Below are 19,133 nucleotides of genomic sequence, written 5' to 3'. Positions count from 1 at the left end.
TCGTTTCAGTTCCCCACCGTGCGCAGGAGGCCGTTGCGCACGAAACCGTCCCAGCAGCGGCCGAGAGAAACGCGGCTATGGTCCGTGAGGAAAGGCTCGTAGAGCTTCAGGAGATCGCGGTTCGCCGCCGTCTCCGGGCATTTCGAGTAGAGCGCGAGATCGGTCGCGCGCACCGCGGCGGCCACCGCCTCGTTCGGGGGCGGCACCGTGCGGAACGGATCGGCGCCGATCGAAATCGCCTTCGGCGCATGGCGATCCAGCAGGAACGGGAAGGGGTTCACGAAGCCGAGATTCATCACCGTCTCGAACCGGGTCCCGTTCGCCGTCTCGTAGAGGTCGATCGCTCCTACCGCCTCGTCGAGCGTCTTCAGGAACGCGATCTGGTAGTCCGGCTCCGCGAACATCTGGAAGCTCGGCAACTGCCCCATTTCGGCGAAGCCGCGGTAGAAGCCGGGGTTGCGGACGTAGGCGTCGAGCAGCGTGTCGGCGTGCCGCATCAGTTCGCCGCGCTGCGTCACCGCGCCGACCGTCCCGAGATTGGCCGTTTCGAGCCGCTCGTATTTCAGCGCCCCGACGGCGGAGCGGCCACAGCGCTCGACGAGATTCATCAGCGTCGGCAGCGAGCAGGCCGCGACGAGCGCGATGACAACGGCGGTGCGCCAGCCCTGCCAGACCCCGGCGCGCGAAAGCGTGAGGAGCAATGCCGGCCAGGCGAAGATGAACGCCTGGCTGCCGGTGTTCTGCGTTTCGTAGAACAGCGCCGCGAAGGCGGAGACGGCGAGCCAGCATATCGGCTGGTCGAGAAGGGCGGCTAGCGCAGGCAGCGAGGGGCGGCGAGCAAGTGCGAGCGTTTCACCGATGAGCGGACGGGCCCCCAAGGCGGCGAGCGTCCCCGTTAGAAGAAGGCAGGGCAGCAGCACGCCGAAATGGACGGAAGCCGCCTGCAGGAAGCGGCCGAGAATGCCTCCCTGGTTCATCACGACAAGCATCTCGATGTCGCGAAGATAGGCGCCGACCACACCCGTCTGCGCTTCCAGCAGCATCAGCGCACCGGCGAAGGCGAGAACGGCGGCGACCGTCGTCGAGAGCCGTACCCGTCCCGCGACGAAGGCGAGGGCGCAGAGCAGGCCGCCGGCGATGAAGCCGGTGATCTTCGTCAGGAACAGCGCCAGCATCGCGCCGGCGACCACGACGCCCATCCGTCGCGTGCCCTCGCAGAAGACGAGAGCGCTCGCCAGGACGTAGAGGATGCGCGCGGCCTGCCGATTGTAGATGCCGAAGCCGTCGACACCGGGGAACGCCGAGAAGTTCTCGACATCGAACGGCAGCAGCGAGAAGAACAGGAACGGCAACAGCAGCGCGAATGCGGCGGCGCGAGAACGCGCGCCCACATCGGCCACGACCAGCGCCATCAGCGGTCCGGTCACGGCCAGCAGCGACCAGTCGACGAGCAGCAACGGTTGAGCGTTCGGGAAGAGCTTCAGACCGCCGGCGAAGAGCCAGTAGCCGAGCGGTCCGACCGGCGGAAAGAAGTCGCGGTTCGGCACCTGCCCGTCGAAGATGCGGTTGGCCGCGTCGAAATAGATGAGGAGATCCCAGTACATCGCACCGATCGGAACGGTGCGGATCATCGCCAGACCGGCCGGCAGCGCAGCGAGGGCCGCAAGCAGGACCATGACGGGCAGGGTGCCTGCCGCGGGGTGCGTGCCGGCACGTCCGACCTGTCGACCGGCGGTGAAGTCGCTCATGACCTGAGTCCGATGCGGAAATATGCGGCGACCTTAACCGCTCCGGCGTTAAGGAAGGCTTGACCATACGGCATGGCGCCTGCCTGCCGGCCGTCACGCCAAAGTGAGTTGCCGCATCGCCGCTGCGGTCCGACGCTTTCGTTTCGAATGCTGAGAGCCGAGCCGATGATGCGGACGAGTATCGCTGTGCTGCTGTTCCTCGGGCTCGTCTCGGGAGCCGGCGCGCAGCAGGCGCCGCGCGGGCTCGGCAAGTTCGGTGCCGAGCAGGGCGGCCCTCGCGAAACCGGCGAGCCGGTGGATGTCGAGCTCGTGCTCGCGGTCGACGTCTCCTGGTCGATGGATCGCGGCGAGCAGGAGATCCAGCGCAATGGCTACGTCGCCGCCTTCCGCAACCCCGAGGTGCAGGAGGCGATCGCGCGCGGCAACTACGGCAAGGTCGCGGTGACCTTCGTCGAGTGGGCCGGCAGCTTCACGCAGAACGTCGTCGTTCCCTGGACGCTGATCGACTCCAAGGCGACGGCCGACGCCTTCGCCTACCGACTGTCGGTCGAGGAGCCCGACCGCGAACGGCGGACGTCGATATCCGGCGCGCTCGATTTCGCCGCGCCGATGTTCGCCGACAACGGCTTCGTCGGGCTGCGCCGCGTCATCGACGTGTCGGGCGACGGCCCGAACAATCAGGGGCGCCCGGTGCTTGAAGCCCGCGCCGAGGCGATCGCCAAGGGCATCACCATCAACGGCCTGCCGCTGATGACGTCGAACCTGTCGGACGGCGGCTACGCCAACTGGGGCTCGATCCCGAACCTCGATCGGTACTATTCGGACTGCGTCATCGGTGGGCCGGGCGCCTTCATGATCCCCGTCAACGACTGGCCGCAGTTCCCCGAAGCGATCCGGCGCAAGCTCGTGCTGGAGCTTGCCGGCGACTGGCCGTCCCGGGACGCGACCGCCGGTCTCGTCGTGCCGGTGGCGGCCGGCAGCGCGGATTGCATGGTCGGCGAGAACCAGTGGAACCAGCGCGAGAACATGTGGAACCGCTGATAGCAGGCCTTCAGGCGGCGTTGGCGGCCGTCGCCGCCAGCCGTAAGGCACGTTCCTGCTGCGGCGAGCGACCATAGAGTTCGCGATAACACTTGGAGAAATGCGACGCCGACACGAAGCCGGCCGCCACCGCGATCTCGATGATCGGCAGCGACGACTGCAAAAGGAGCTGGCGAGCGCGGTCGAGGCGGATTTCGAGGTAATAGCGCGCGGGCGAGCGTCCCATCTCCTTGTCGAACAGCCGCTCGACCTGTCGCCGGGACAGCGAGACGTTCTTCGAGATTTCGACGAGCGACAGCGGCTCGTGCAGATTGGCCTCCATGATCTCGATGATCGCCAGCACCTTCGCATGCTGCACGCCGAGGCGCGCCCTGAGCGGCAAGCGCTGCCGGTCGCCGGACGAGCGCACCCGGTCCATCAGTGCCTGCTCGCAGACGCGGTTGACGATCTCCTCGCCGACGTCGTCGCCGATCAGCGCCAGCATCATGTCGAGCGAGGCGGTGCCTCCGGCGCAGGTGAAGATGTTGTGGTCGACCTCGTAGAGGTCCGCCCGCACGTCGGCGCGCGGGAACGCTTCCGAAAAGCCCGGAAGGTTCTCCCAGTGGATCGCGCAGCGGCGGTCCGCCAGGAGGCCGGCGCGGGCCAAGACCCAGGCACCCGTGCAAAGTCCGCCAACGCTGATGCCGCGCTGGTGCGCCTCTCGCAGGTAGGAGAAGCTCGTCCGGTCGTTGAATTCCTCGACGTAGATGCCGGAGCACACGAAGACCATCGACGGCCGGCTCTCGCCGAGCAGCGCGCGGCGCTCGCTGTCCACCGAGCCGCCCACCGCGATCTCGCAGCCGTTGGATGCCTTCACGCCGTTGCCGTCCGGCGAGACGAGACGCCAGCGATAGGCTTCGTAGCCGAGCATGCGGTTCGCGATGCGCAGCGGCTCGATGGCGGTCGCGAACGCGATCATCGAGAAGTTGGGAGTCAGCAGGAAGACGATCGTGCGCTTCAGCTCGCGCTTCTGGACAGGCTGGCGGGATGGATCGTGCAGCATGGCCCTCAGCCGTGTGTCAATGTCCGCCTACCGAGATTGCCGCGTTCAACCACCACAATCAAGAACTTACCGCGACAATCCGGAATCGTTCGAGAGAACGGTCTCGAAGCGTCGGGAATGCGGGTTTCGGCGCCTCGAAAAATCGCGCGAACGGGGCGGAGCTGGCTGGAACGTTGTCTCAGTTGCGCCGTTTTGTCGCCAGAACGAACGACCGGAGTTTCCGCATGTCCTCGCGTATCGCCGCAGTTTCCCTCGCTCTCGCCGCCGTTCTCTCGCTTTCGGCTTGCGCGAACACGATCCGCGGTGCGGGTCGGGACATCGGCAACACCGTCACCGGCACGAAGGGCGCGGTGAACGACGTGGCGCGCCGCTGATCACGGCGCCACCCGAACTGTTTGCAGGAAGGAAAGCCGGCCTCGCCGGCTTTCGTCTTTTTGGCGGTCGTTAACGACCTTTTAGCCGTGATTGCCGAGACTGCGAATCGCAAGGTTTGCGAGGCCCGCGTGTCCAGTTACTCCAATCATACGCCCAGCGTTCCGGCGTCGCGCAGCGACGAGGAGACCGTTGCGGCTTTGGTCGCCATGCTGAGCGGCATGGGCATCGACCGTGCCCGCATCGATGCGATGATCACGAAGACCTCGCGCCCGGACAAGATCGTCCGCAACGTGCCGAAGGCCGGAAACCTCAACGACGACGGCAGCCGTTCCGCGCGCCGCTTCGCCTGAAGCATCGATCATCCGAGACTGGTTGCGAGCGCGCCGCGGCGGAGCCGCGTCCGTCTGCGAGCATCGTTCGCCGCAGAAATCAGCTTGTCGTGACGCGGCATTAGCGCGGCGGTAATCCGTCCGCTTCTAATATCGCTTGTCAGACGACGAGGGTCGTTTTCCGGATCAGGTCTCGCGTACCGGATACCTCGTCGTCCGACGGAACGTATCCGTAGCTCGCAACGGCGAAGCCGCGACCTTTCTTCCGAAAGGCGCGGCTTTCGAGTTTTCGAAACCGGCTTCCGGTTCGCCTGCGGGCGGCAGCCCCGGCGTCAGGCGACGGAGGCTTCGTCCTCGCGGGCGACCGGCTCCGGTTCCGGCAGCGGCCGGACCCTGCGATCGGCGAACCGCGTCAGCACGTCGGCGGCGACCTCGGTCGGCCGCATCGGCTTGCCGAAGCGATAGCCCTGCAGGATGTCGCAGCCGAGCGCCTGAAGCAGCTCGGCCTGCGCCTCGGTCTCGACTCCTTCCGTCGTGACGCGCATCCGCATGAGATGCGCCATCGAGATGATCGTGCCGAGGATCTCCGGGACGTTCGCCTCGCCCTCGTCGAGCGCAACCATGAACGAACGGTCGATCTTCAACTTGTCGAACGGGAACTTCCAGAGGTAACCGAGCGACGAGTAGCCGGTGCCGAAATCGTCCATCGCGATCGACACGCCGAGCGCCTTCAGCTCGCGAAGCTGCGAGAGGACGCTGTCGGTGCGCTCGAGGATCAGCGATTCGACCACCTCGACTTCCAGCCGATGGCCGGCGATGCCGGCGCTGGCGAGCGCGTCCGCGACGATGTCGACGAGATCGCCGTCCCGGAACTGCACGGCCGAAAGGTTCACCGAGACCGTGACGTGCTCCGGCCATTGCGCCACCTGCCGCGCCGCCTCGCGGATCACCCAGGTGCCGATGTCCTTGATGTAGCCCCGCGCTTCCGCGACCGGCACGAAGACCGAGGGCGAAACGTAGCGGTGCTCCTCGTCGCGCAGCCGCAGCAGGGCCTCGAAACCGATCAGCGCGTTGCCGTCGCCGCTGACCAGCGGCTGGTAGGCGAGTTCGAAACCGTCGTTCTCCACGGCGTTCCGAACCAGCGTCTCGATCAGCCGCCGGCGATCCGATTCGGCGTCCATGGACGATTCGAACTCGACGAAGTCGCCCATCCGCGAAGCCTTGTGATGCGAAAGGGCGAGCTGCGCGTGCTTGACGAGATCGTTCTGCGTGCGGCCGTCGCGCGGCATGCGGGAAACGCCGATCGATATCTGCGGACGAACGGTCTTGCCCTTGAGTTCGATCGGCTCCGCCACGGAGGCGCGCAGCTTCTGCGCCAGCGCGGCAAGGTCTTCCGGCTTGCCGGCGCGCCGGACCAGCAGCGCGAAGTCGTCCGCCGCGATCCGCGCGAGGAGGTCGTTCGAATCGATGGCCGAGGCGAGACGGTTCGCGACGACCTTCAGCAGTTCGTCGCCATGCGCCTGTCCAAGCGTGTCGTTAATCTCCGACAGGCCGTCGATATCGATGCAGCAGTAGAGGAACTCTGCCCGGGTCGCACGCGCCGTGGTGACGGCCCGGTCGACCTCCTCCTGCATCCGGCGCCGGTTCAGCAGTCGCGTCAGCGGATCGCGGTTGGCGAGGAAGTCGATCCGCTCGGCCGCTTCCGCGATTTTGTTCTTGCGACGGACATAGACGAGGAGCGGCACTCCGGCCGCCGTCAGCAGCAGGCCCAGGACCTTCAACGAAGCCGCCGCGAGCGTGACGGCGAAGCCCCGGCGCTCGAAGGCCGGATCGGCCCAGATCGACACGAAGCCGATGCGCTTCCCAGCGCGATCCAGCGTCACGAGCACCGACGACTTGCCGTTCCGATCCGAGCCGACGATGCGGAAGTCGCCTTCGCGTCCGACCACGGAGGCCGCGAGGCGGCTGCCGGAGGTGACGCCGCCGGGCCGGTCCCGCAGCAGCCATTCGTACTGGTCCGAGCGCGAGCGGAACGTCTCGCGCCCGTCCGCGGCGAAGACAGCAAAGCTGTCTATGCCGGCCAGCGAGGCGGCGCGGCGGATGTCGGTTTCCTGGTCCGGATCGCGCGACAGACCCGTCAACAACGCGTCGGCGGCCCGGGGAAGATCGCTCAGGACATCGGCGAATCGCTGGCCGCGCTTCTCCATCGATGTCGCAAGAATGTCGTGGACGGTGGTGTTGCCGATGTAGCCGACGCCGAGCACGACGCAGCCGGCGATCACGGAGAAACCCGCCACCGTCGCCCAGTATCGCTCGAGAAGCTGCCGCATCGCCGATTTCGAACCCCCGTTCTGCGGAGTTCTAAGCCAATTCCGTAAACATCTTACCTATTCGCGCTCACCGATGGCGACAGGCAGCGGAAGTCGTCAGACCTTTCGCACACGAGCTAGCACAACTCGTTGAAAAGCGATCGGACAGCTCTGCGACGTCTTGCCAGCGATCGCGATCTAAGGTCATCGTCGGAAAAAGTATCGACATCCGCTGGAGTATGAAGTCATGCGGCAAATAATCGCGGCGCTGGCGACAGTCTTGTGCCTGCTCGTCGTTGGGGAAGCCGAGGCCGGGCCGCGCCTCGTTGCGAGGGTCAACATTTCCAGCCAGATGATGACGGTCTCCTACAACGGCGAGATCATCGAGGAATGGCCGGTGTCCACCGCGCGGAAGGGCTTTGTCACCCCGATGGGACGCTATCGCCCGACACGGTTGAGCCGCATGTGGTACTCGCGAAAGTACGACAACTCGCCGATGCCGCACTCGATCTTCTTCCGCGGCGGTTACGCGATCCACGGCACGGGCGCCGTCCGCAGTCTCGGGCGCCCCGCTTCGCACGGCTGCGTCCGCCTGCATCCGAGCGATGCTGCGGCGCTCTACGCGATGGTGCGGGATGTCGGACCGGGCAACACCGCGATCGTCATCACGCGCTGATTCGTGCGCGCCATCCTGCCGCCGCGTCACCAGCGGCGGTAGAACCACGTCCATTGCTCCGGCTGCTCGCGCACCCAGGCCTCGACCATATCGTTGAGGACCTGACAGCTCGCCGCGACGTCGATCTCGCCGCCGGCGTCCCGCGGCAGGTCGAGCCGCGGCTTCAGCTCTAGGCGGTAGCGCCCGTCCGGCAGGCGGATGGAACGTGCCGGATAGACCTCGCAGCCGAACTGCCGGGCGAGCTTCGGCACGAGCGGATTCGTCCAGCATTTCCTGCCGAAGAAGGTGGTCTGCACGCCGCGCTTGAACTTCTGGTCGACGAGGATGCCGACCGAGCCGCCTTGCTGCAAGCGCTCCATCAGCGCCCAGGCCGCGCCCGCCTTGGAGGGCACCAGATGGCCGCCGCGCGTACGCCGGGCCGCAAGCAGGCGCTTGGCAAGGTAGCGGTTCGGCGGCGGCTGGAAGAGAGCGGTCACCTGCAGGTCGAAGGTCGCGGCGGCGACGGGCAGAAGCTCGAATGGGCCGAGATGACCGGTGAAGAAGACGAACGGACCCTTGCGGTCGCGCAGTTCCTCGAAAATCTCGACGCCTTCGACCTCGACCCGCCCTGCGGACGGGTTGGCCGGGTCGAAATCGAAGAGCTCGTCGAGGAAGACGTATTCGGCGCCGAGGCGCGCAAGCTGTCCCCAATGCGCGCGCGCCGTCGCCTCGATCCACACCTCGCTCCGGTCCGGGAAGGAGCGTCGCAGGTGCTTCAGCGCGGTCGCATGGAACGGCGTGCGCGGGCCGATCAGCCGGCCCAAGCGATCCGCGCCTTCGAGGGCGACACGAACTGGAAGCAGCCGTAGCACCGCCACGGCGCCCGCGACGGTGGCGGCGATGGCGAAATCGCGTGACTTGCGCCACGCCTTCCAGGCTCTCGCGGCGGCCGGGTTCATGCGGCCCGGACGGAATCCGAGGCTTCGCGCTTATCCCGCAGATCGAGCACGATCTTGCCGAACACGCGGCGGCTTTCCATGCGGTCGAGCGCGACGTCGATATCGCCGAAGCCGACTTCCGTATCGACGACGGGGCGAACCAGCCCTTCGGCCATCTTGCGCATCGCGTCGGCCATGTTCTCCATCCGGCAGCCGAAGGAGCCGATGAGGCGCAACTGCTGCTGGAACAGCATCATCAGGTTCGTCGGCGCCGACGGACCGGAGGTCGAGCCGCAGGTGACCAGCCGGCCGCCGCGCTTCAGGCAGAGCATCGAGCCCGCCCAGGTCTCCGCGCCGACATGCTCGAAGACCACGTCGACGCCGCGCTTCTTCGTCAACTTGCGCACCGCCCCCTCGAAACGGTCGGTCCGGTAGTTGATCACGTGGTCCGCGCCGAGCGACTTCGCCGGTTCGATCTTCTCGTCGGAACCAACCGTCGTGATGACGTTCGTGCCATGTCGCTTGGCGAGCTGGATCGCGGCCGTGCCGATGCCCGAGCCGCCAGCATGGACGAGGATCGTCTCGCCCGGCTCCAGTTTCGCGTTGTCGAAGAGCATGTGCTCGACGGTGCCGAAGGTCACCGGCGCGAGCGCCGCGCCGACCGCGTCGCAGCCGGGCGGGGCGGGCACGAGCTGGCGCGCCGGCACGTTCGAGACCTCCTGCGCGAAGCCGTCAAGATGGAAGCCGTGGACGCCGCCGACATGCTCGCAGAGATTGTCGCGGCCCTCGCGGCAGGGGCGGCAGCGGCCGCAGGTCCGCGCGCCGTAGATCGAGACGAGCTGGCCCGGCAGCACGTTGGCGACGCCCGGTCCGATTGCCTCGACTACGCCGGACGCTTCCGCGCCGATCGTCAGCGGCAGCTTGCGCTTGGCGAAGGCCATGCCGCGCCAGCCCCAGACGTCGATATGGTTCAGCGCGACGACGGCGATGCGCAGTCGTGCCTCGCCCGGTCCAGGCGGCGGCGGCTCGGCGATGTCGACCTGCCGGAGATCGCGGTCGCCGAAGAGCTGGAGTGCGCGCATGGGGTCGATCTTCGTCCTGTGCTCAGCCCGGCGCGCGCGCCAGGACGAGGCTGACGTTCTGCCCGCCGAAGCCGAACGAGTTCGACAGGACGGCGGCAACGTCCGCGCGCCGCGCCGCGTTCGGCACCGTGTCCAGCGCGATCGCCGGATCGGGCATGTCGTAGTTGATCGTCGGCGGCAGGACGCCGTCGCGGATCGTCAGGATCGAGAACACCGCCTCGATCGCGCCGGCCGCCGTCAGCGTATGGCCGATCATCGACTTGTTCGAAGAGATCGGCGTCCGCGCCAGCGCCTCGCCGAACACCGCGCCGAGGCCCCCGGCTTCCATCCGATCGTTTTCTGGCGTCGAGGTGCCGTGCGCGTTGATGTAGCCGATGTCCTCCGGCACCATGTCCGCATCCGCGAGGCAGGCGCGGATCGTCGCGATGATCGGCGAGCCGTCCGGTTTCGAGCGCGTGCGGTGGAAGTCGTCTGCTTTCTCGCCGACACCGGCGACGATCGCGAGCACCGTCGCGCCGCGTGCCCGCGCCGACGCGAGCGATTCCAGCACCAGCGCGCCGGCCCCTTCCGCGATGACGAAGCCGTCGCGATCCTTGGAGAACGGCTTCGAGGCCTTCGCCGGGTCGTCGTTGGCGGTGGAAAGGGCGGAGAGCAGCGAGAACCGGATCAGCGATTCGCCGGTCACCGAGCCGTCCGTGCCGATGGCGAGCGCGCGTTCCGTCTCGCCGCGCCGGATCGCCTCGACGCCGAGCTGTATCGCCGTCGCGCCGGAGGCGCAGGCGGTCGACAGCGTGACCGGCAGCCCTTGCGTCTCGAAACGATCCGCCAGCCGATCGGAAATCTCGCCGAACAGCGTCTGTCGATAGAGTTCCGGGTCGTTCCGCTCCCGCACCAGCTCGATCAGCCGGTCGTAGCCGGCCTCGTCGCGCGCGGTCCCGTCGCGGCGGTCCAGAGCAAAGCGGTGCTTCCATTCGATCTCGATCGGCGGCGCGGCCAGGAACAGCGGGCCGGGGAAGGCCTCGCCGAAGCCCGCCATCGCGACCGCCTCCGCGCCGGCGCTCTCGGCCATGACGAAGGAGCGGTCGGTGGAGTTGTCGGCGTCGAGGAAGTCGACCGTGCCGGCGATGGTGGTCCGCAGGTTCTCGATCGGGAAGCGCGTGATGCGGTGGATGCCGGATTTTCCGGCAAGCAAAGCGTCCCAGTTCTCGGCGACGCCGCTCCCGAGCGACGAGACAACGCCGACGCCGGTGACGGCGACGATCGGGCGGCCTTTCACGTCCCTGTCGGCCTCGCTCATCGCCGTTCCTCCCGATGTCCGCCGACGGACTGAAGCAGGCAGACCCCTTCGGCTTGGACGTGGCCGACCGCGGTCACCAGCGCCCAGTTGGGTGCGGACACGGCATCGTTCTCCACCCGACCGTCGAAGGGCGGGAAGGCGACGCCCCGCGCCAGCGCGGCCGCGGCCAGCGCGATGCCGGCCGGGAACTGCGCCTCGAAGGAATGGCCGAGCACCGTCCCGAAGCTGCGGAGGGCGGCGCCGGGAAAGCGCGAGCGCAAAATCTCCCGCTCCGTCATGGAAAGTTCCGCGATGCCGCTCGCGCCGGAGAGCACGATCAAGTCGTCGTCCTCCGCGCCGCTTGCGGCCACGAGCCGCTCCAGACGATGGCGCAGACTTTCCGGGTCGCGCCTTCCACGATCGCCGACGACATGACTGATGCTGGCATAGGCCGTCGCGCCGCGCTCGCGGGCGTGATCTGCCGCTTCCAGCACGAGAAAAGCGCCGACGCTGCCGACCGCGAGGCCATCATGATCCGGCGTGCGGCCGAAGACAGGTCGCCATTCATCCTTCATAAGGAAGCCGCCCATCTCGTAGTTGAACAGCAGGTCCTTGCGCTCGGCGGAAAACGCGCCGCCGACGAGACAGATTTCGCTCTGGCCGTGCGCGATGCGCGCCGCCGCCGTCATCACGGCGGAAACGCCGGCGCCTTCCTCACCCATGAAGGTGCGCGACGAGCCGGTAACTTTATGGACGATCGAGATGTTGCCGGCGAGAAGGTTCGAAAGCTGCGCCAGGAACAGCGTCGGCCGCAGTTCGGTCATCAGCGTCTCGTTGACGAGAGCGTCGTCGCCGCTCCGGGCACGTTCCATCACCAGCGCGTCGACCGCGAGGTCCCGCTCGCCGCCACCCGCCGCCACGATCATGTCGACGGTCGAGCGCGTCGCCTCGTCCGGCGCGACATTCGCATCGGCGAGCGCCAGCCCTGCGGCGTAGGTGCCGAGCCTCTGCCACGTCTCCATCTGCCGCTGGTCGCCCTTCTTGGGGATCTGCTGCGACCAGTCGATGGCGGGCAGGGGATGCACGAAATAGGGGGCGAAGCGTTCCGTCTCGATCACCGGCTGCGGGCTGGCCTGGCCCGCGAGGCGATCGAGATGCGCTTCGATGCCCTCGCCCAGCGACGAGACAAGGCCGATGCCGGTGACGAGAACGTCGCGAGGGGTCTGCATCATGCGTCGTCCACGAGGGGTGCGCCGCGCTTGCCTGGCCGCCGCGTCAGGCCGCCTTCGCGGCGCGCAGTTCGTCGATCTTGGCGCAGAGGTTCTTCAGGACGAAGTATTCCTCCGTCGCCGCTTCGCCGTCGTTGACCCGCTGCGTCCACTTCTCCAGCGGAATCTTGATGCCGAACTCCTTGTCGATCGCGAAGACGATGTCGAGGAAGTCGAGCGAGTCGATGCCGAGGTCGTCGATGGCGTGGCTTTCCGGCGTGATCTGGTCGCGGTCGATCTCGCTGGTTTCGGCGATGATGTCGGCTACCTTGTCGAAGGTCGAGGACAAAAGACTTACCTCATGCGAATGGGTGCGGCGTCCGCGCGAAAGGCGGCCCGATCCGGGCAAGCCTATAGGCAAGTCGTCGCGAAAAGCAAAGCAGCCCGGATCCCGCGCGCGATCGGCCGCGCCGGTGTTGCAGTTCGACAAGAACGCTTGCTTCGTCCAGAGGAGCGGGATGAGACACGAACTCTACCGGCGGCCGGTCTTCGCCGTCGCGCCGATGATCGACTGGACGGACCGGCACTGCCGCGTCTTCCATCGCGTGCTGTCGCGCCGGGCGCTGCTCTATACCGAGATGATCGTGGCGGATGCGGTGCTGCGCGGTGACCGGGACCGACTGCTCGGCTTCGACGCCGTCGAGCATCCGGTGGCGCTGCAGCTCGGCGGCTCCGATCCGGCGAAGCTCGCCGAAGCGGCACGGATCGGGCAGGACTTCGGCTACGACGAGATCAACCTCAATGTCGGCTGTCCGTCGGATCGCGTCCAGTCCGGCACGTTCGGGGCTTGCCTTATGCGGACGCCCGAGCTCGTCGGCGAATGCCTCGCGGCGATGCGCAGCGCGGTCGACGTGCCGGTGACGGTGAAGTGCCGGCTCGGTGTCGACGAGCAGGACCCTGAAGAGGCGCTGGATCGCCTTGCCGACACAGCCGTTGCCGCGGGGGTCGTCGCGATCTGGGTTCACGCTCGGAAGGCCTGGCTGCAAGGGCTCAGCCCGAAGGAGAACCGCGAGATCCCGCCGCTCGATTACGATCGCGTCCATCGGCTGAAGGAGCGGTTGCCGGATGTCTTCGTCGGGTTGAACGGCGGCTTGAAGACCGTCGCGGAGGCCATGCCGCATCTTGAAAGCCTGAACGGCGTGATGATGGGACGCGGCGCCTACCAGACGCCGGGCGAACTCGCGCTGGTGGATGCGAGCCTTGCAGGACGGACACCGGAAGCGTCGGATTGGAGCGCGATCATCGACGCGATGTGCGACTACGCCGCGCGCCATGTCGCGGGCGGCGGGAAGCTGCACCACGTCACGCGGCATATGGTCGGCCTCTTCGCCGGCCTGCCCGGCGCGCGGCGCTGGCGGCAGATGCTTTCCGAGGCGGGCACGCGATCGGATGCGACTGCGGATCTCATCCGGCACGCCTTCGCGGAAGTCGATACCGGCTCGCCGGAACGTGCCGCCGCCTGATCAGTCCGTCAGCACCAGCTTCGAGCCCTGGAAGTCGAAGGACGAGAGCGTGCCGAGGAAGCTCATGCCGAGGAGGTTGGAGCCGCTGCCGCCTTCGCCCATCACGGCCGCGCGGACGTTCCGCCGCTCGATGCCGCCGATCTTCAGCGAGGCGATCGTCACCGGCGCCGACCGTGCGACACCGTTCGCGGTCTGCACCCAGTCGGTGAAGGATTCGTCCGAAATGTCGTAGCCGAGGCGCGAGGCCGTGGCGCGATCGATCGCGACGGTGGTCGCGCCCGTATCGACGAGGAAGCGCACGGTTTCGCCGTCGACCTTCGCATCGACGTGGAAATGGTCGTCGTCGGAGCGCGCGACCATGACGGTGCGACCATCGCCGCCGGCGACCTCTATAGCATGGCCCGGGATCACTTCCGCCAAGACACGGTCGCCGATCTCGCGGAACTCGTCGCGATAGGCGTAGAGGCCGATCAATCCGACGAAGGCGAGCGCCCAGAAGCCGAAGGCCCGCATCGCGGCGGGGATGTTGTGCCGTGCCGCCGCGAGGACGCTGCCGCCGAGCACGACGGCGATGATCGAGAGGTAGCTGCCGCGGGCGAACTCGCCGGGATCGAGCGATCCGATCGCTCCGCCGTCGTTCAGCATCAGCGCCGCCACCACCACGACGATGATGGTGAGGATGACGACGAGGCCGGCGTTGTCGCGAATCAAGCCTGACCTCGCTCGACGGCGAGCGATGCCAGCCGTTCCGGCAACAGCGCGACGACGCGCCGACGCTCCTGCGGCTCGAACGCCAGCCAGTTTCCGATCTCGCCGAGCGTGCGGCCGCAGCCGACGCAGAGGCTTTGCGCGGCATCGAGCCGGCAAATCCCGATGCAGGGCGTTTCGACGGGGGTTTGGTGGGTGACGACCAAAGGGACGGACCACTCCTTCGCCCGTCGATATGCCGCACGGCGGAGGCGAGGGGAAGCTCCCTCAGTCGAAGTCGTTGAAGGCCGGCATGACTTCCAGCACGCGCGAATGCGGGAACACCGCGACCGCCTCGGTTCCTTCTCGGAGCTTCGACGTCAGCACGAAGTCGCCTTCATGCAGGTGCAGCAGCGCCCGGACGATCGGCAGGCCGAGTCCCGTGCCCTGTTCGGCCGCCTTGATGGCGGTCGAGCCCTGGCCGAAGTTCGAGAGCACGACCGGCATCTCTTCTTCCGGAATGCCGGGGCCGGTGTCCTTAACCGAAACGTATTGCCCGCCGCCCGCCGTCCAGCCGACGCGGACGGTGATCGTGCCGCCGCTCGGCGTGAACTTCACCGCATTGGACAGGAGGTTCAGGATGATCTGGCGCACCGCCCGCTCGTCCGCCCAGAGCTGCGGCAGGTTCTTTTCGACCTGCACCTTCAGGCGGATGCCCTTGGTCTCGCTCTTCAGCTTGACGTAGCCGATGCAGTCTCGCGTGACCGCGACGAGAGCGACGGCCTCTTCGTGCATATCGTAGCGCCCGGCTTCGACGCGGGAGAGGTCGAGGATCTCGTTGATCAGGCCGAGAAGATGCTGACCCGACGAGTGGATGTCGTTGACATACTCCTTGTAGGAGGCATTGCCGATCGGACCGAGGATCTCGCTGGAGATCACCTCCGAGAACCCGAGAATCGCGTTCAGCGGAGTGCGGAGCTCGTGGCTCATGGTCGCGAGGAAACGCGACTTGGCGAGGTTCGCTTCCTCGGCGCGCCGCCGCGCCTCGTCCGAGATGACGCGGGCAGTATCGAGTTCCGCGATGAGCTCGTCCTTCTCCGCGCGGTACTTCATGCGCTCGACGGTGTTTTGGCGGAGTTTCGCGGCGACGACCGAGAAGAATGGCACGGCGCCGATCAGCATGGCGTACATCGCGCCCGCGACAGGGTCCGATGTGCCGGTGAGCTTCCAGAACAGGATCGCGCTCGCCGGCATGAAGGTCACCGCCACGACGTGCCGCATCGTCCACGACACCATCGCGGTGAGGGCGATGGCGAGGAACAGCACCGCGAACTGGAAAATCTCGAATCGCAGCGGACCGCAGGCTTCGCAGCCGAAGGCGGCTAGATAGGCCCAGGCGATGCCGCTGGCGAAATGGCCGCCCTGGAACAGCATCGTCCAGCGTTTCCGGTCGACCGAATCCGCCGGCACGCTCTCGAAGCGGCGCCGGACCGCGAACTGCACGGCGAAGCCGAACAGCGCCGTCGCCATCCAGAGCAGCGCGTTCAGCGTATCGGTGAAGGCCGAAAGGCCGAAGGCGGTCAGCATGATCGGCAGCGGCATGACGGCGGCCGCCGTCTGCTGCGCCTGCACGTGCAGGGCCAGGAGTTCGGCGCCGAACGGCGCGGCGAGACCCGTCGGCGACTGCAGCCGGTCCCGCGCGATGCGAAGCGTTCGCGCGAGGTCGGTGCGCCGCGAGTCGGGTTGGCGATACGCCGCGCTCTTCTGGAGATCGGATGTTGCGGCGGCGGTCATGCGTTTCGGGAATGGGCTCCGGCGGCGAAGTGCCGTTGGCCGCATTGTCTTTCGCCAAGCTTAAAAATTTGGCTTAAGAAGCTCTCAAAAGTTCGGGCCGGCCCTGTCGCCGAGACCCTCGCATGCAGCTCGGGATCGCGGAAGGCTTCGATGGATCGGCTGGACAAGAAGATCCTGCGGCTCCTGCAGGAGGATGCGACGCTGGCGGTGGCCGACGTCGCCAAGCGCGTCGGCCTGTCGACCACGCCGTGCTGGCGACGCATCCAGAAGCTGGAGGAGGACGGTGTGATTCGCCGCCGTGTCGCGGTGCTCGACCCGACGCGCGTCAATCTCGGCGTCACCGTCTTCGTCGCGATCCGCACGAACTCGCACTCGACCGAATGGCTGCGGCGCTTCTCGGAGGTGGTCGGCGACTTCCCGGAGGTGGTCGAGTTCTATCGGATGAGCGGCGAGGTGGACTACCTGCTCCGCGTCGTCGTGCCCGACATCGCCGCCTACGACGCCTTCTACAAGCGGCTCATCGCGCGCATCGAGATCCGCGACGTGTCGTCGTCCTTCGCGATGGAGCAGATCAAGTACACGACCGAATTGCCGCTGGATTACCTCGTCCTCGAGAAGGAGCCGCGCGAGGGGTAGGGCGGGGAAGCTGCGGCCGCGCTCAGCGTTTCAGGTGGCGGATGAGGCGGCGCTCGGCGAAGTTCGTCGCGTGGCGGAGGATCTCGACGATCGCGAGGTAGAGCACCGCGGCCCAGAGATAGGTCTGGAAATCGAAGGTCCGTGAATAGGCCCGGCGCGTCTCGCCAAACAGGTCGAGCACTGTGATGATCGCGACGATCGCCGACGCCTTGACCATCAGGATGATCTCGTTGGCGTAGGGCCGCAGCGCGACGATCATCGCCTGAGGCAGGATGACGCGCGAGAAGGTGACGTAGCCGGGCAGGCCGAGCGATCGCGCCCCCTCCCACTGCCCCCTCGGCACGCTCATGATCGAGCCGCGCAAAATCTCGGCCTGGTAGGCGGCCGTGTTCAGCGACAGCGAGAACAGTGCGCAGTACCAGGCATCGCGGAAGAACCACCAGAGCCCGACCGTCTCGAACGCGCCGCGGAACTGGCCGATGCCGTAGTAGACGAGGAAGATCTGCGCGATCAGCGGCGTGCCGCGAAAGAAGTAGACGTAGGAGAAGGTGAGACCGCGAGCGAGGCCGTTGGCGGATGTCCGCCCCAGCGCGATCGGGATCGAGAGGATCGCGCCGACGACGAACGAGATCAGCACGAGCGTGATCGTCGTCCTCAGGCCGCTCATGTAGAGCGGCGCGTAGCGAGCCATCAACTCGGGATCGTAAGCCTGGATCAGCGTCCAGACGAGGCCGAGGCCGAGGAGCAGCCAGAGGCCGAGCACGATGATGCCGGCGATCCTCGGCCGCGGCCGCGGGCGCGGCGGGGCGGGAGGCGCGAGCGCGCTCATCGGGCAGCCTCGCCGCGCTGCGTCCAAGCCTCGATCCGGCCGATGGCGACGGAGGAAAGGATGGTCAGCACGAGGTAGATCGCGACCGCCACCGCGAAGAACAGGAACGGCTCACGCGTCACGCGGGCCGCGACGCCCGTCTGCCGCATCGTGTCGGCGAGCCCCACCACGGAAACCAGCGACGTGTCCTTGATGAGGTTCATGTAGAGGTTCGAGAGGCCGGGTAGGGCGAGCCGGATGAGCTGCGGCCAAACGACGAGGCGCATCGCCTGGAAGCGGTGCAGCCCGAGTGCCGCCGCACCCTCCCGCTGCCCGATCGGGATCGCGCGGAAGGCGGAAAGGAACACCTCGCTCGCATAGGCCGAGAACACGAAGCCGAGCGCGATCATGCCGGACAGGAACGGCGATATCTCCAGGTTCGCAATGCCAAGTGCATCCGTCGCGGCATTGAGGAGCCGCTGTGCGCCGAAATAGACCAGGAACAGCGTCACCAGTTCCGGCAATCCGCGAAAGATCGTGGTGTAGATGTCCGAGGAAAGGCGCATGTAGCGGTCGGACGACTGCTTGCCGAGCGCCAGGAGGAAGCCGAAGGCCAAGCCGAGCGGCAGGGTGGCGATCGTCAGGGCGATCGTCACGAGCACGCCGCCGAGGATCGACAACCCCCATCCGTTCGGGCCGAAGCCGATAAGGGTCAGGCTGTTCGGCATCACGCGTCGGGGCACTCACGGAGGGCAGGTCGGCATCGCCGGTCGGAACGCGGACGGGCCGACGCGACACGCGCCGGCCCGAACGGAGGCGTCAGCCGCCGTAGACGTCGAACTTGAAGTACTTGTCTTGGATCTTCTTGTAGGTGCCGTTCTGGCGGATGGCGACGATAGCGTCGTCGAACATCTTCTTCAGCTTGGCGTCGCCTTTGCGAATGCCGATGCCGGCACCCTTGCCGTAGATCGATTCGTCCGGCGGCAACGTGCCGAGAATCTTGCAGCAGGCCCCGTCCGGGGTTTCCAGCCATTGCGAAAGCACGACGATGTCGTCGGAAACGGCGTCGAGACGGCCATTCGCCATGTCGAGCTTGTACTCCTCCGAAGTCGGGTAGACCTTCTCTTCCGCGCCGGGGAAGTACTTCGTCACCGCCTGCGCGTGCGTCGTCGATCCCTGCACGCCGATGGTCTTGCCTTCGAGCGAAGCGGCCGACGTATCTTTGATGTCGCTGTCCTTGGCGACCGCGACGGCGCCGGGCGTGTTGTAGTACTTGTTGGTGAAGTCGATCTGCTTGAGCCGTTCCTCGGTGATCGACATGGACGCCACGAAGGCGTCGAACTTACCGTTCTGCAAGGCGGGGATCGCGCCGTCCCAATCCTGCGCGACGAAGGTGCATTTCGCCTTCATCTGGTCGCAGAGGGCCTTTGCGATGTCGATGTCGAATCCTTCCAACTCGCCCGAGGGCGACAGGATGTTGAACGGCGGATAGGCGCCTTCCGAGCCGATCCTGATCGTCGACCAGTCCTTGCCCGAATCGTCGGCGCTCGCCGCGCCGGCTCCGGCCGCGAGGATGCCGATGGCCGCGACGGCCGCTCCGAGAACCCGCTTGATGCTCATGCTTCTCTCCACTGCCGAAGGCATGCGAAAAATCGATGCAATAAAATGCATGCCTCATTCAG

20 protein-coding genes are annotated in these 19,133 nt (G+C 66.9%); 6 read left to right on the top strand and 14 right to left on the bottom strand.

Going from position 1 to position 19,133, the window contains the following annotated elements; genetic code table 11:
- Positions 1–5: 5 nt before the first annotated feature.
- Entirely contained in the window at positions 6–1,748 is a 1,743-nt protein-coding gene (locus F6X38_RS03535) for a hypothetical protein (protein ID WP_150968165.1), read from the bottom strand.
- A gap of 168 nt (positions 1,749–1,916) precedes the next feature.
- Between F6X38_RS03535 and F6X38_RS03530 the strand changes: the two genes are divergently transcribed.
- Positions 1,917–2,789, top strand: coding sequence for a DUF1194 domain-containing protein (locus F6X38_RS03530; RefSeq protein WP_150968164.1), 873 nt, complete (start codon positions 1,917–1,919; stop codon positions 2,787–2,789).
- A gap of 10 nt (positions 2,790–2,799) precedes the next feature.
- Here the strand turns inward: F6X38_RS03530 and F6X38_RS03525 are convergent, their stop codons facing one another.
- Positions 2,800–3,831 (bottom strand): GlxA family transcriptional regulator, encoded by a 1,032-nt coding sequence (locus F6X38_RS03525; RefSeq protein WP_150968163.1) that lies wholly within the window; start codon positions 3,829–3,831, stop codon positions 2,800–2,802.
- 224 nt (positions 3,832–4,055) lie between these two features.
- Here F6X38_RS03525 and F6X38_RS23615 point away from each other — a divergent pair, with 224 nt between their 5' ends.
- Both F6X38_RS23615 and F6X38_RS03520 read left to right on the top strand, forming a co-directional pair.
- On the top strand, positions 4,056–4,205 hold the full coding sequence (locus F6X38_RS23615) for an entericidin domain-containing protein (RefSeq protein WP_202617921.1): 150 nt from the start codon (positions 4,056–4,058) through the stop codon (positions 4,203–4,205).
- 21 nt (positions 4,206–4,226) lie between these two features.
- On the top strand, positions 4,227–4,556 hold the full coding sequence (locus F6X38_RS03520) for a hypothetical protein (protein WP_150968162.1): 330 nt from the start codon (positions 4,227–4,229) through the stop codon (positions 4,554–4,556).
- A gap of 311 nt (positions 4,557–4,867) precedes the next feature.
- On the opposite strand, the gene F6X38_RS03515 is transcribed toward F6X38_RS03520, so the two are convergent.
- The gene (locus F6X38_RS03515; protein WP_246191174.1) at positions 4,868–6,865 is read right to left on the bottom strand and encodes a putative bifunctional diguanylate cyclase/phosphodiesterase; all 1,998 of its coding nucleotides are present in this window, start codon (positions 6,863–6,865) and stop codon (positions 4,868–4,870) included.
- A gap of 226 nt (positions 6,866–7,091) precedes the next feature.
- On the opposite strand from F6X38_RS03515, the gene F6X38_RS03510 reads away from it, so the two are divergent.
- Complete coding sequence (locus F6X38_RS03510) at positions 7,092–7,520, top strand: L,D-transpeptidase (protein WP_150968161.1); 429 nt, start codon at positions 7,092–7,094, stop codon at positions 7,518–7,520.
- Between the two features lie 26 nt (positions 7,521–7,546).
- Here F6X38_RS03510 and F6X38_RS03505 read toward each other — a convergent pair whose 3' ends face one another.
- Genes F6X38_RS03505 through F6X38_RS03485 form a run of 5 tightly spaced genes read right to left on the bottom strand, consistent with a single transcriptional unit; the run spans position 7,547 to position 12,352 of the window.
- Positions 7,547–8,458, bottom strand: a complete 912-nt coding sequence (locus F6X38_RS03505; RefSeq protein ID WP_150968160.1) for a lipid A biosynthesis lauroyl acyltransferase — start codon at positions 8,456–8,458, stop codon at positions 7,547–7,549.
- Positions 8,455–9,519, bottom strand: a complete 1,065-nt coding sequence (locus tag F6X38_RS03500) for a zinc-binding dehydrogenase (protein WP_150968159.1) — start codon at positions 9,517–9,519, stop codon at positions 8,455–8,457. Before F6X38_RS03500 ends, F6X38_RS03505 begins: the two co-directional genes overlap by 4 nt.
- A gap of 22 nt (positions 9,520–9,541) precedes the next feature.
- Positions 9,542–10,816: a beta-ketoacyl-ACP synthase gene (locus tag F6X38_RS03495; protein WP_150968158.1), complete on the bottom strand. Its 1,275-nt coding sequence runs from the start codon at positions 10,814–10,816 to the stop codon at positions 9,542–9,544.
- Positions 10,813–12,024 (bottom strand): beta-ketoacyl-ACP synthase, encoded by a 1,212-nt coding sequence (locus F6X38_RS03490; protein ID WP_161992620.1) that lies wholly within the window; start codon positions 12,022–12,024, stop codon positions 10,813–10,815. The genes F6X38_RS03495 and F6X38_RS03490 overlap by 4 nt, the downstream gene beginning before the upstream one ends.
- 46 nt (positions 12,025–12,070) lie before the next feature.
- The gene (locus tag F6X38_RS03485; RefSeq protein WP_150968156.1) at positions 12,071–12,352 is read right to left on the bottom strand and encodes an acyl carrier protein; all 282 of its coding nucleotides are present in this window, start codon (positions 12,350–12,352) and stop codon (positions 12,071–12,073) included.
- Between the two features lie 169 nt (positions 12,353–12,521).
- Here F6X38_RS03485 and dusA point away from each other — a divergent pair, with 169 nt between their 5' ends.
- Positions 12,522–13,526, top strand: coding sequence for a tRNA dihydrouridine(20/20a) synthase DusA (gene dusA, locus F6X38_RS03480; protein ID WP_150968155.1), 1,005 nt, complete (start codon positions 12,522–12,524; stop codon positions 13,524–13,526).
- Here dusA and F6X38_RS03475 read toward each other — a convergent pair whose 3' ends face one another.
- The 3 genes from F6X38_RS03475 to F6X38_RS03465 form a co-directional block, all read right to left on the bottom strand.
- On the bottom strand, positions 13,527–14,237 hold the full coding sequence (locus tag F6X38_RS03475) for a retropepsin-like aspartic protease family protein (RefSeq protein ID WP_150968154.1): 711 nt from the start codon (positions 14,235–14,237) through the stop codon (positions 13,527–13,529).
- Positions 14,234–14,440 (bottom strand): DUF1289 domain-containing protein, encoded by a 207-nt coding sequence (locus tag F6X38_RS03470; RefSeq protein ID WP_150968153.1) that lies wholly within the window; start codon positions 14,438–14,440, stop codon positions 14,234–14,236. The genes F6X38_RS03475 and F6X38_RS03470 overlap by 4 nt, the downstream gene beginning before the upstream one ends.
- 61 nt (positions 14,441–14,501) lie before the next feature.
- Positions 14,502–16,007 carry a sensor histidine kinase gene (locus F6X38_RS03465; protein WP_150968152.1) on the bottom strand — a complete coding sequence of 502 codons (1,506 nt, stop codon included), beginning with the start codon at positions 16,005–16,007 and terminating at the stop codon, positions 14,502–14,504.
- Positions 16,008–16,157: 150 nt separating this feature from the next.
- On the opposite strand from F6X38_RS03465, the gene F6X38_RS03460 reads away from it, so the two are divergent.
- On the top strand, positions 16,158–16,643 hold the full coding sequence (locus F6X38_RS03460) for an Lrp/AsnC family transcriptional regulator (protein WP_150968151.1): 486 nt from the start codon (positions 16,158–16,160) through the stop codon (positions 16,641–16,643).
- A 22-nt stretch (positions 16,644–16,665) separates the two neighbouring features.
- On the opposite strand, the gene F6X38_RS03455 is transcribed toward F6X38_RS03460, so the two are convergent.
- The 3 genes from F6X38_RS03455 to F6X38_RS03445 form a co-directional block, all read right to left on the bottom strand.
- Positions 16,666–17,472 (bottom strand): ABC transporter permease, encoded by an 807-nt coding sequence (locus tag F6X38_RS03455; protein ID WP_150968150.1) that lies wholly within the window; start codon positions 17,470–17,472, stop codon positions 16,666–16,668.
- Entirely contained in the window at positions 17,469–18,179 is a 711-nt protein-coding gene (locus F6X38_RS03450) for an ABC transporter permease (protein ID WP_150968149.1), read from the bottom strand. Before F6X38_RS03450 ends, F6X38_RS03455 begins: the two co-directional genes overlap by 4 nt.
- 91 nt (positions 18,180–18,270) lie before the next feature.
- Entirely contained in the window at positions 18,271–19,071 is an 801-nt protein-coding gene (locus tag F6X38_RS03445; RefSeq protein WP_150968148.1) for an ABC transporter substrate-binding protein, read from the bottom strand.
- Between the last annotated feature and the right edge of the window lie 62 nt (positions 19,072–19,133).

This window comes from Plantimonas leprariae (genome assembly GCF_008802405.1).
Classification (GTDB): domain Bacteria; phylum Pseudomonadota; class Alphaproteobacteria; order Rhizobiales; family Rhizobiaceae; genus Plantimonas; species Plantimonas leprariae.
Note: the sequence above shows the minus strand (reverse complement) of the source record. Positions and strands in the feature narration are given on the sequence as shown.

What these genes read in the sequence shown, in the direction of transcription:
- F6X38_RS03525 (WP_150968163.1), bottom strand. Translation starts at nt 3,831, where the DNA reads ATGCTGCACGATCCATCCCGCCAGCCTGTCCAGAAGCGCGAGCTGAAG.
- F6X38_RS03455 (WP_150968150.1), bottom strand. Translation starts at nt 17,472, where the DNA reads ATGAGCGCGCTCGCGCCTCCCGCCCCGCCGCGCCCGCGGCCGCGGCCG.
- F6X38_RS03445 (WP_150968148.1), bottom strand. Translation starts at nt 19,071, where the DNA reads ATGAGCATCAAGCGGGTTCTCGGAGCGGCCGTCGCGGCCATCGGCATC.
- F6X38_RS03535 (WP_150968165.1), bottom strand. Translation starts at nt 1,748, where the DNA reads ATGAGCGACTTCACCGCCGGTCGACAGGTCGGACGTGCCGGCACGCAC.
- F6X38_RS03495 (WP_150968158.1), bottom strand. Translation starts at nt 10,816, where the DNA reads ATGAGCGAGGCCGACAGGGACGTGAAAGGCCGCCCGATCGTCGCCGTC.
- F6X38_RS03490 (WP_161992620.1), bottom strand. Translation starts at nt 12,024, where the DNA reads ATGCAGACCCCTCGCGACGTTCTCGTCACCGGCATCGGCCTTGTCTCG.
- F6X38_RS03450 (WP_150968149.1), bottom strand. Translation starts at nt 18,179, where the DNA reads ATGCCGAACAGCCTGACCCTTATCGGCTTCGGCCCGAACGGATGGGGG.
- F6X38_RS03510 (WP_150968161.1), top strand. Translation starts at nt 7,092, where the DNA reads ATGCGGCAAATAATCGCGGCGCTGGCGACAGTCTTGTGCCTGCTCGTC.
- F6X38_RS03515 (WP_246191174.1), bottom strand. Translation starts at nt 6,865, where the DNA reads ATGCGGCAGCTTCTCGAGCGATACTGGGCGACGGTGGCGGGTTTCTCC.
- F6X38_RS03460 (WP_150968151.1), top strand. Translation starts at nt 16,158, where the DNA reads ATGGATCGGCTGGACAAGAAGATCCTGCGGCTCCTGCAGGAGGATGCG.
- F6X38_RS23615 (WP_202617921.1), top strand. Translation starts at nt 4,056, where the DNA reads ATGTCCTCGCGTATCGCCGCAGTTTCCCTCGCTCTCGCCGCCGTTCTC.
- F6X38_RS03465 (WP_150968152.1), bottom strand. Translation starts at nt 16,007, where the DNA reads ATGACCGCCGCCGCAACATCCGATCTCCAGAAGAGCGCGGCGTATCGC.
- F6X38_RS03500 (WP_150968159.1), bottom strand. Translation starts at nt 9,519, where the DNA reads ATGCGCGCACTCCAGCTCTTCGGCGACCGCGATCTCCGGCAGGTCGAC.
- F6X38_RS03505 (WP_150968160.1), bottom strand. Translation starts at nt 8,458, where the DNA reads ATGAACCCGGCCGCCGCGAGAGCCTGGAAGGCGTGGCGCAAGTCACGC.
- dusA (WP_150968155.1), top strand. Translation starts at nt 12,522, where the DNA reads ATGAGACACGAACTCTACCGGCGGCCGGTCTTCGCCGTCGCGCCGATG.
- F6X38_RS03530 (WP_150968164.1), top strand. Translation starts at nt 1,917, where the DNA reads ATGCGGACGAGTATCGCTGTGCTGCTGTTCCTCGGGCTCGTCTCGGGA.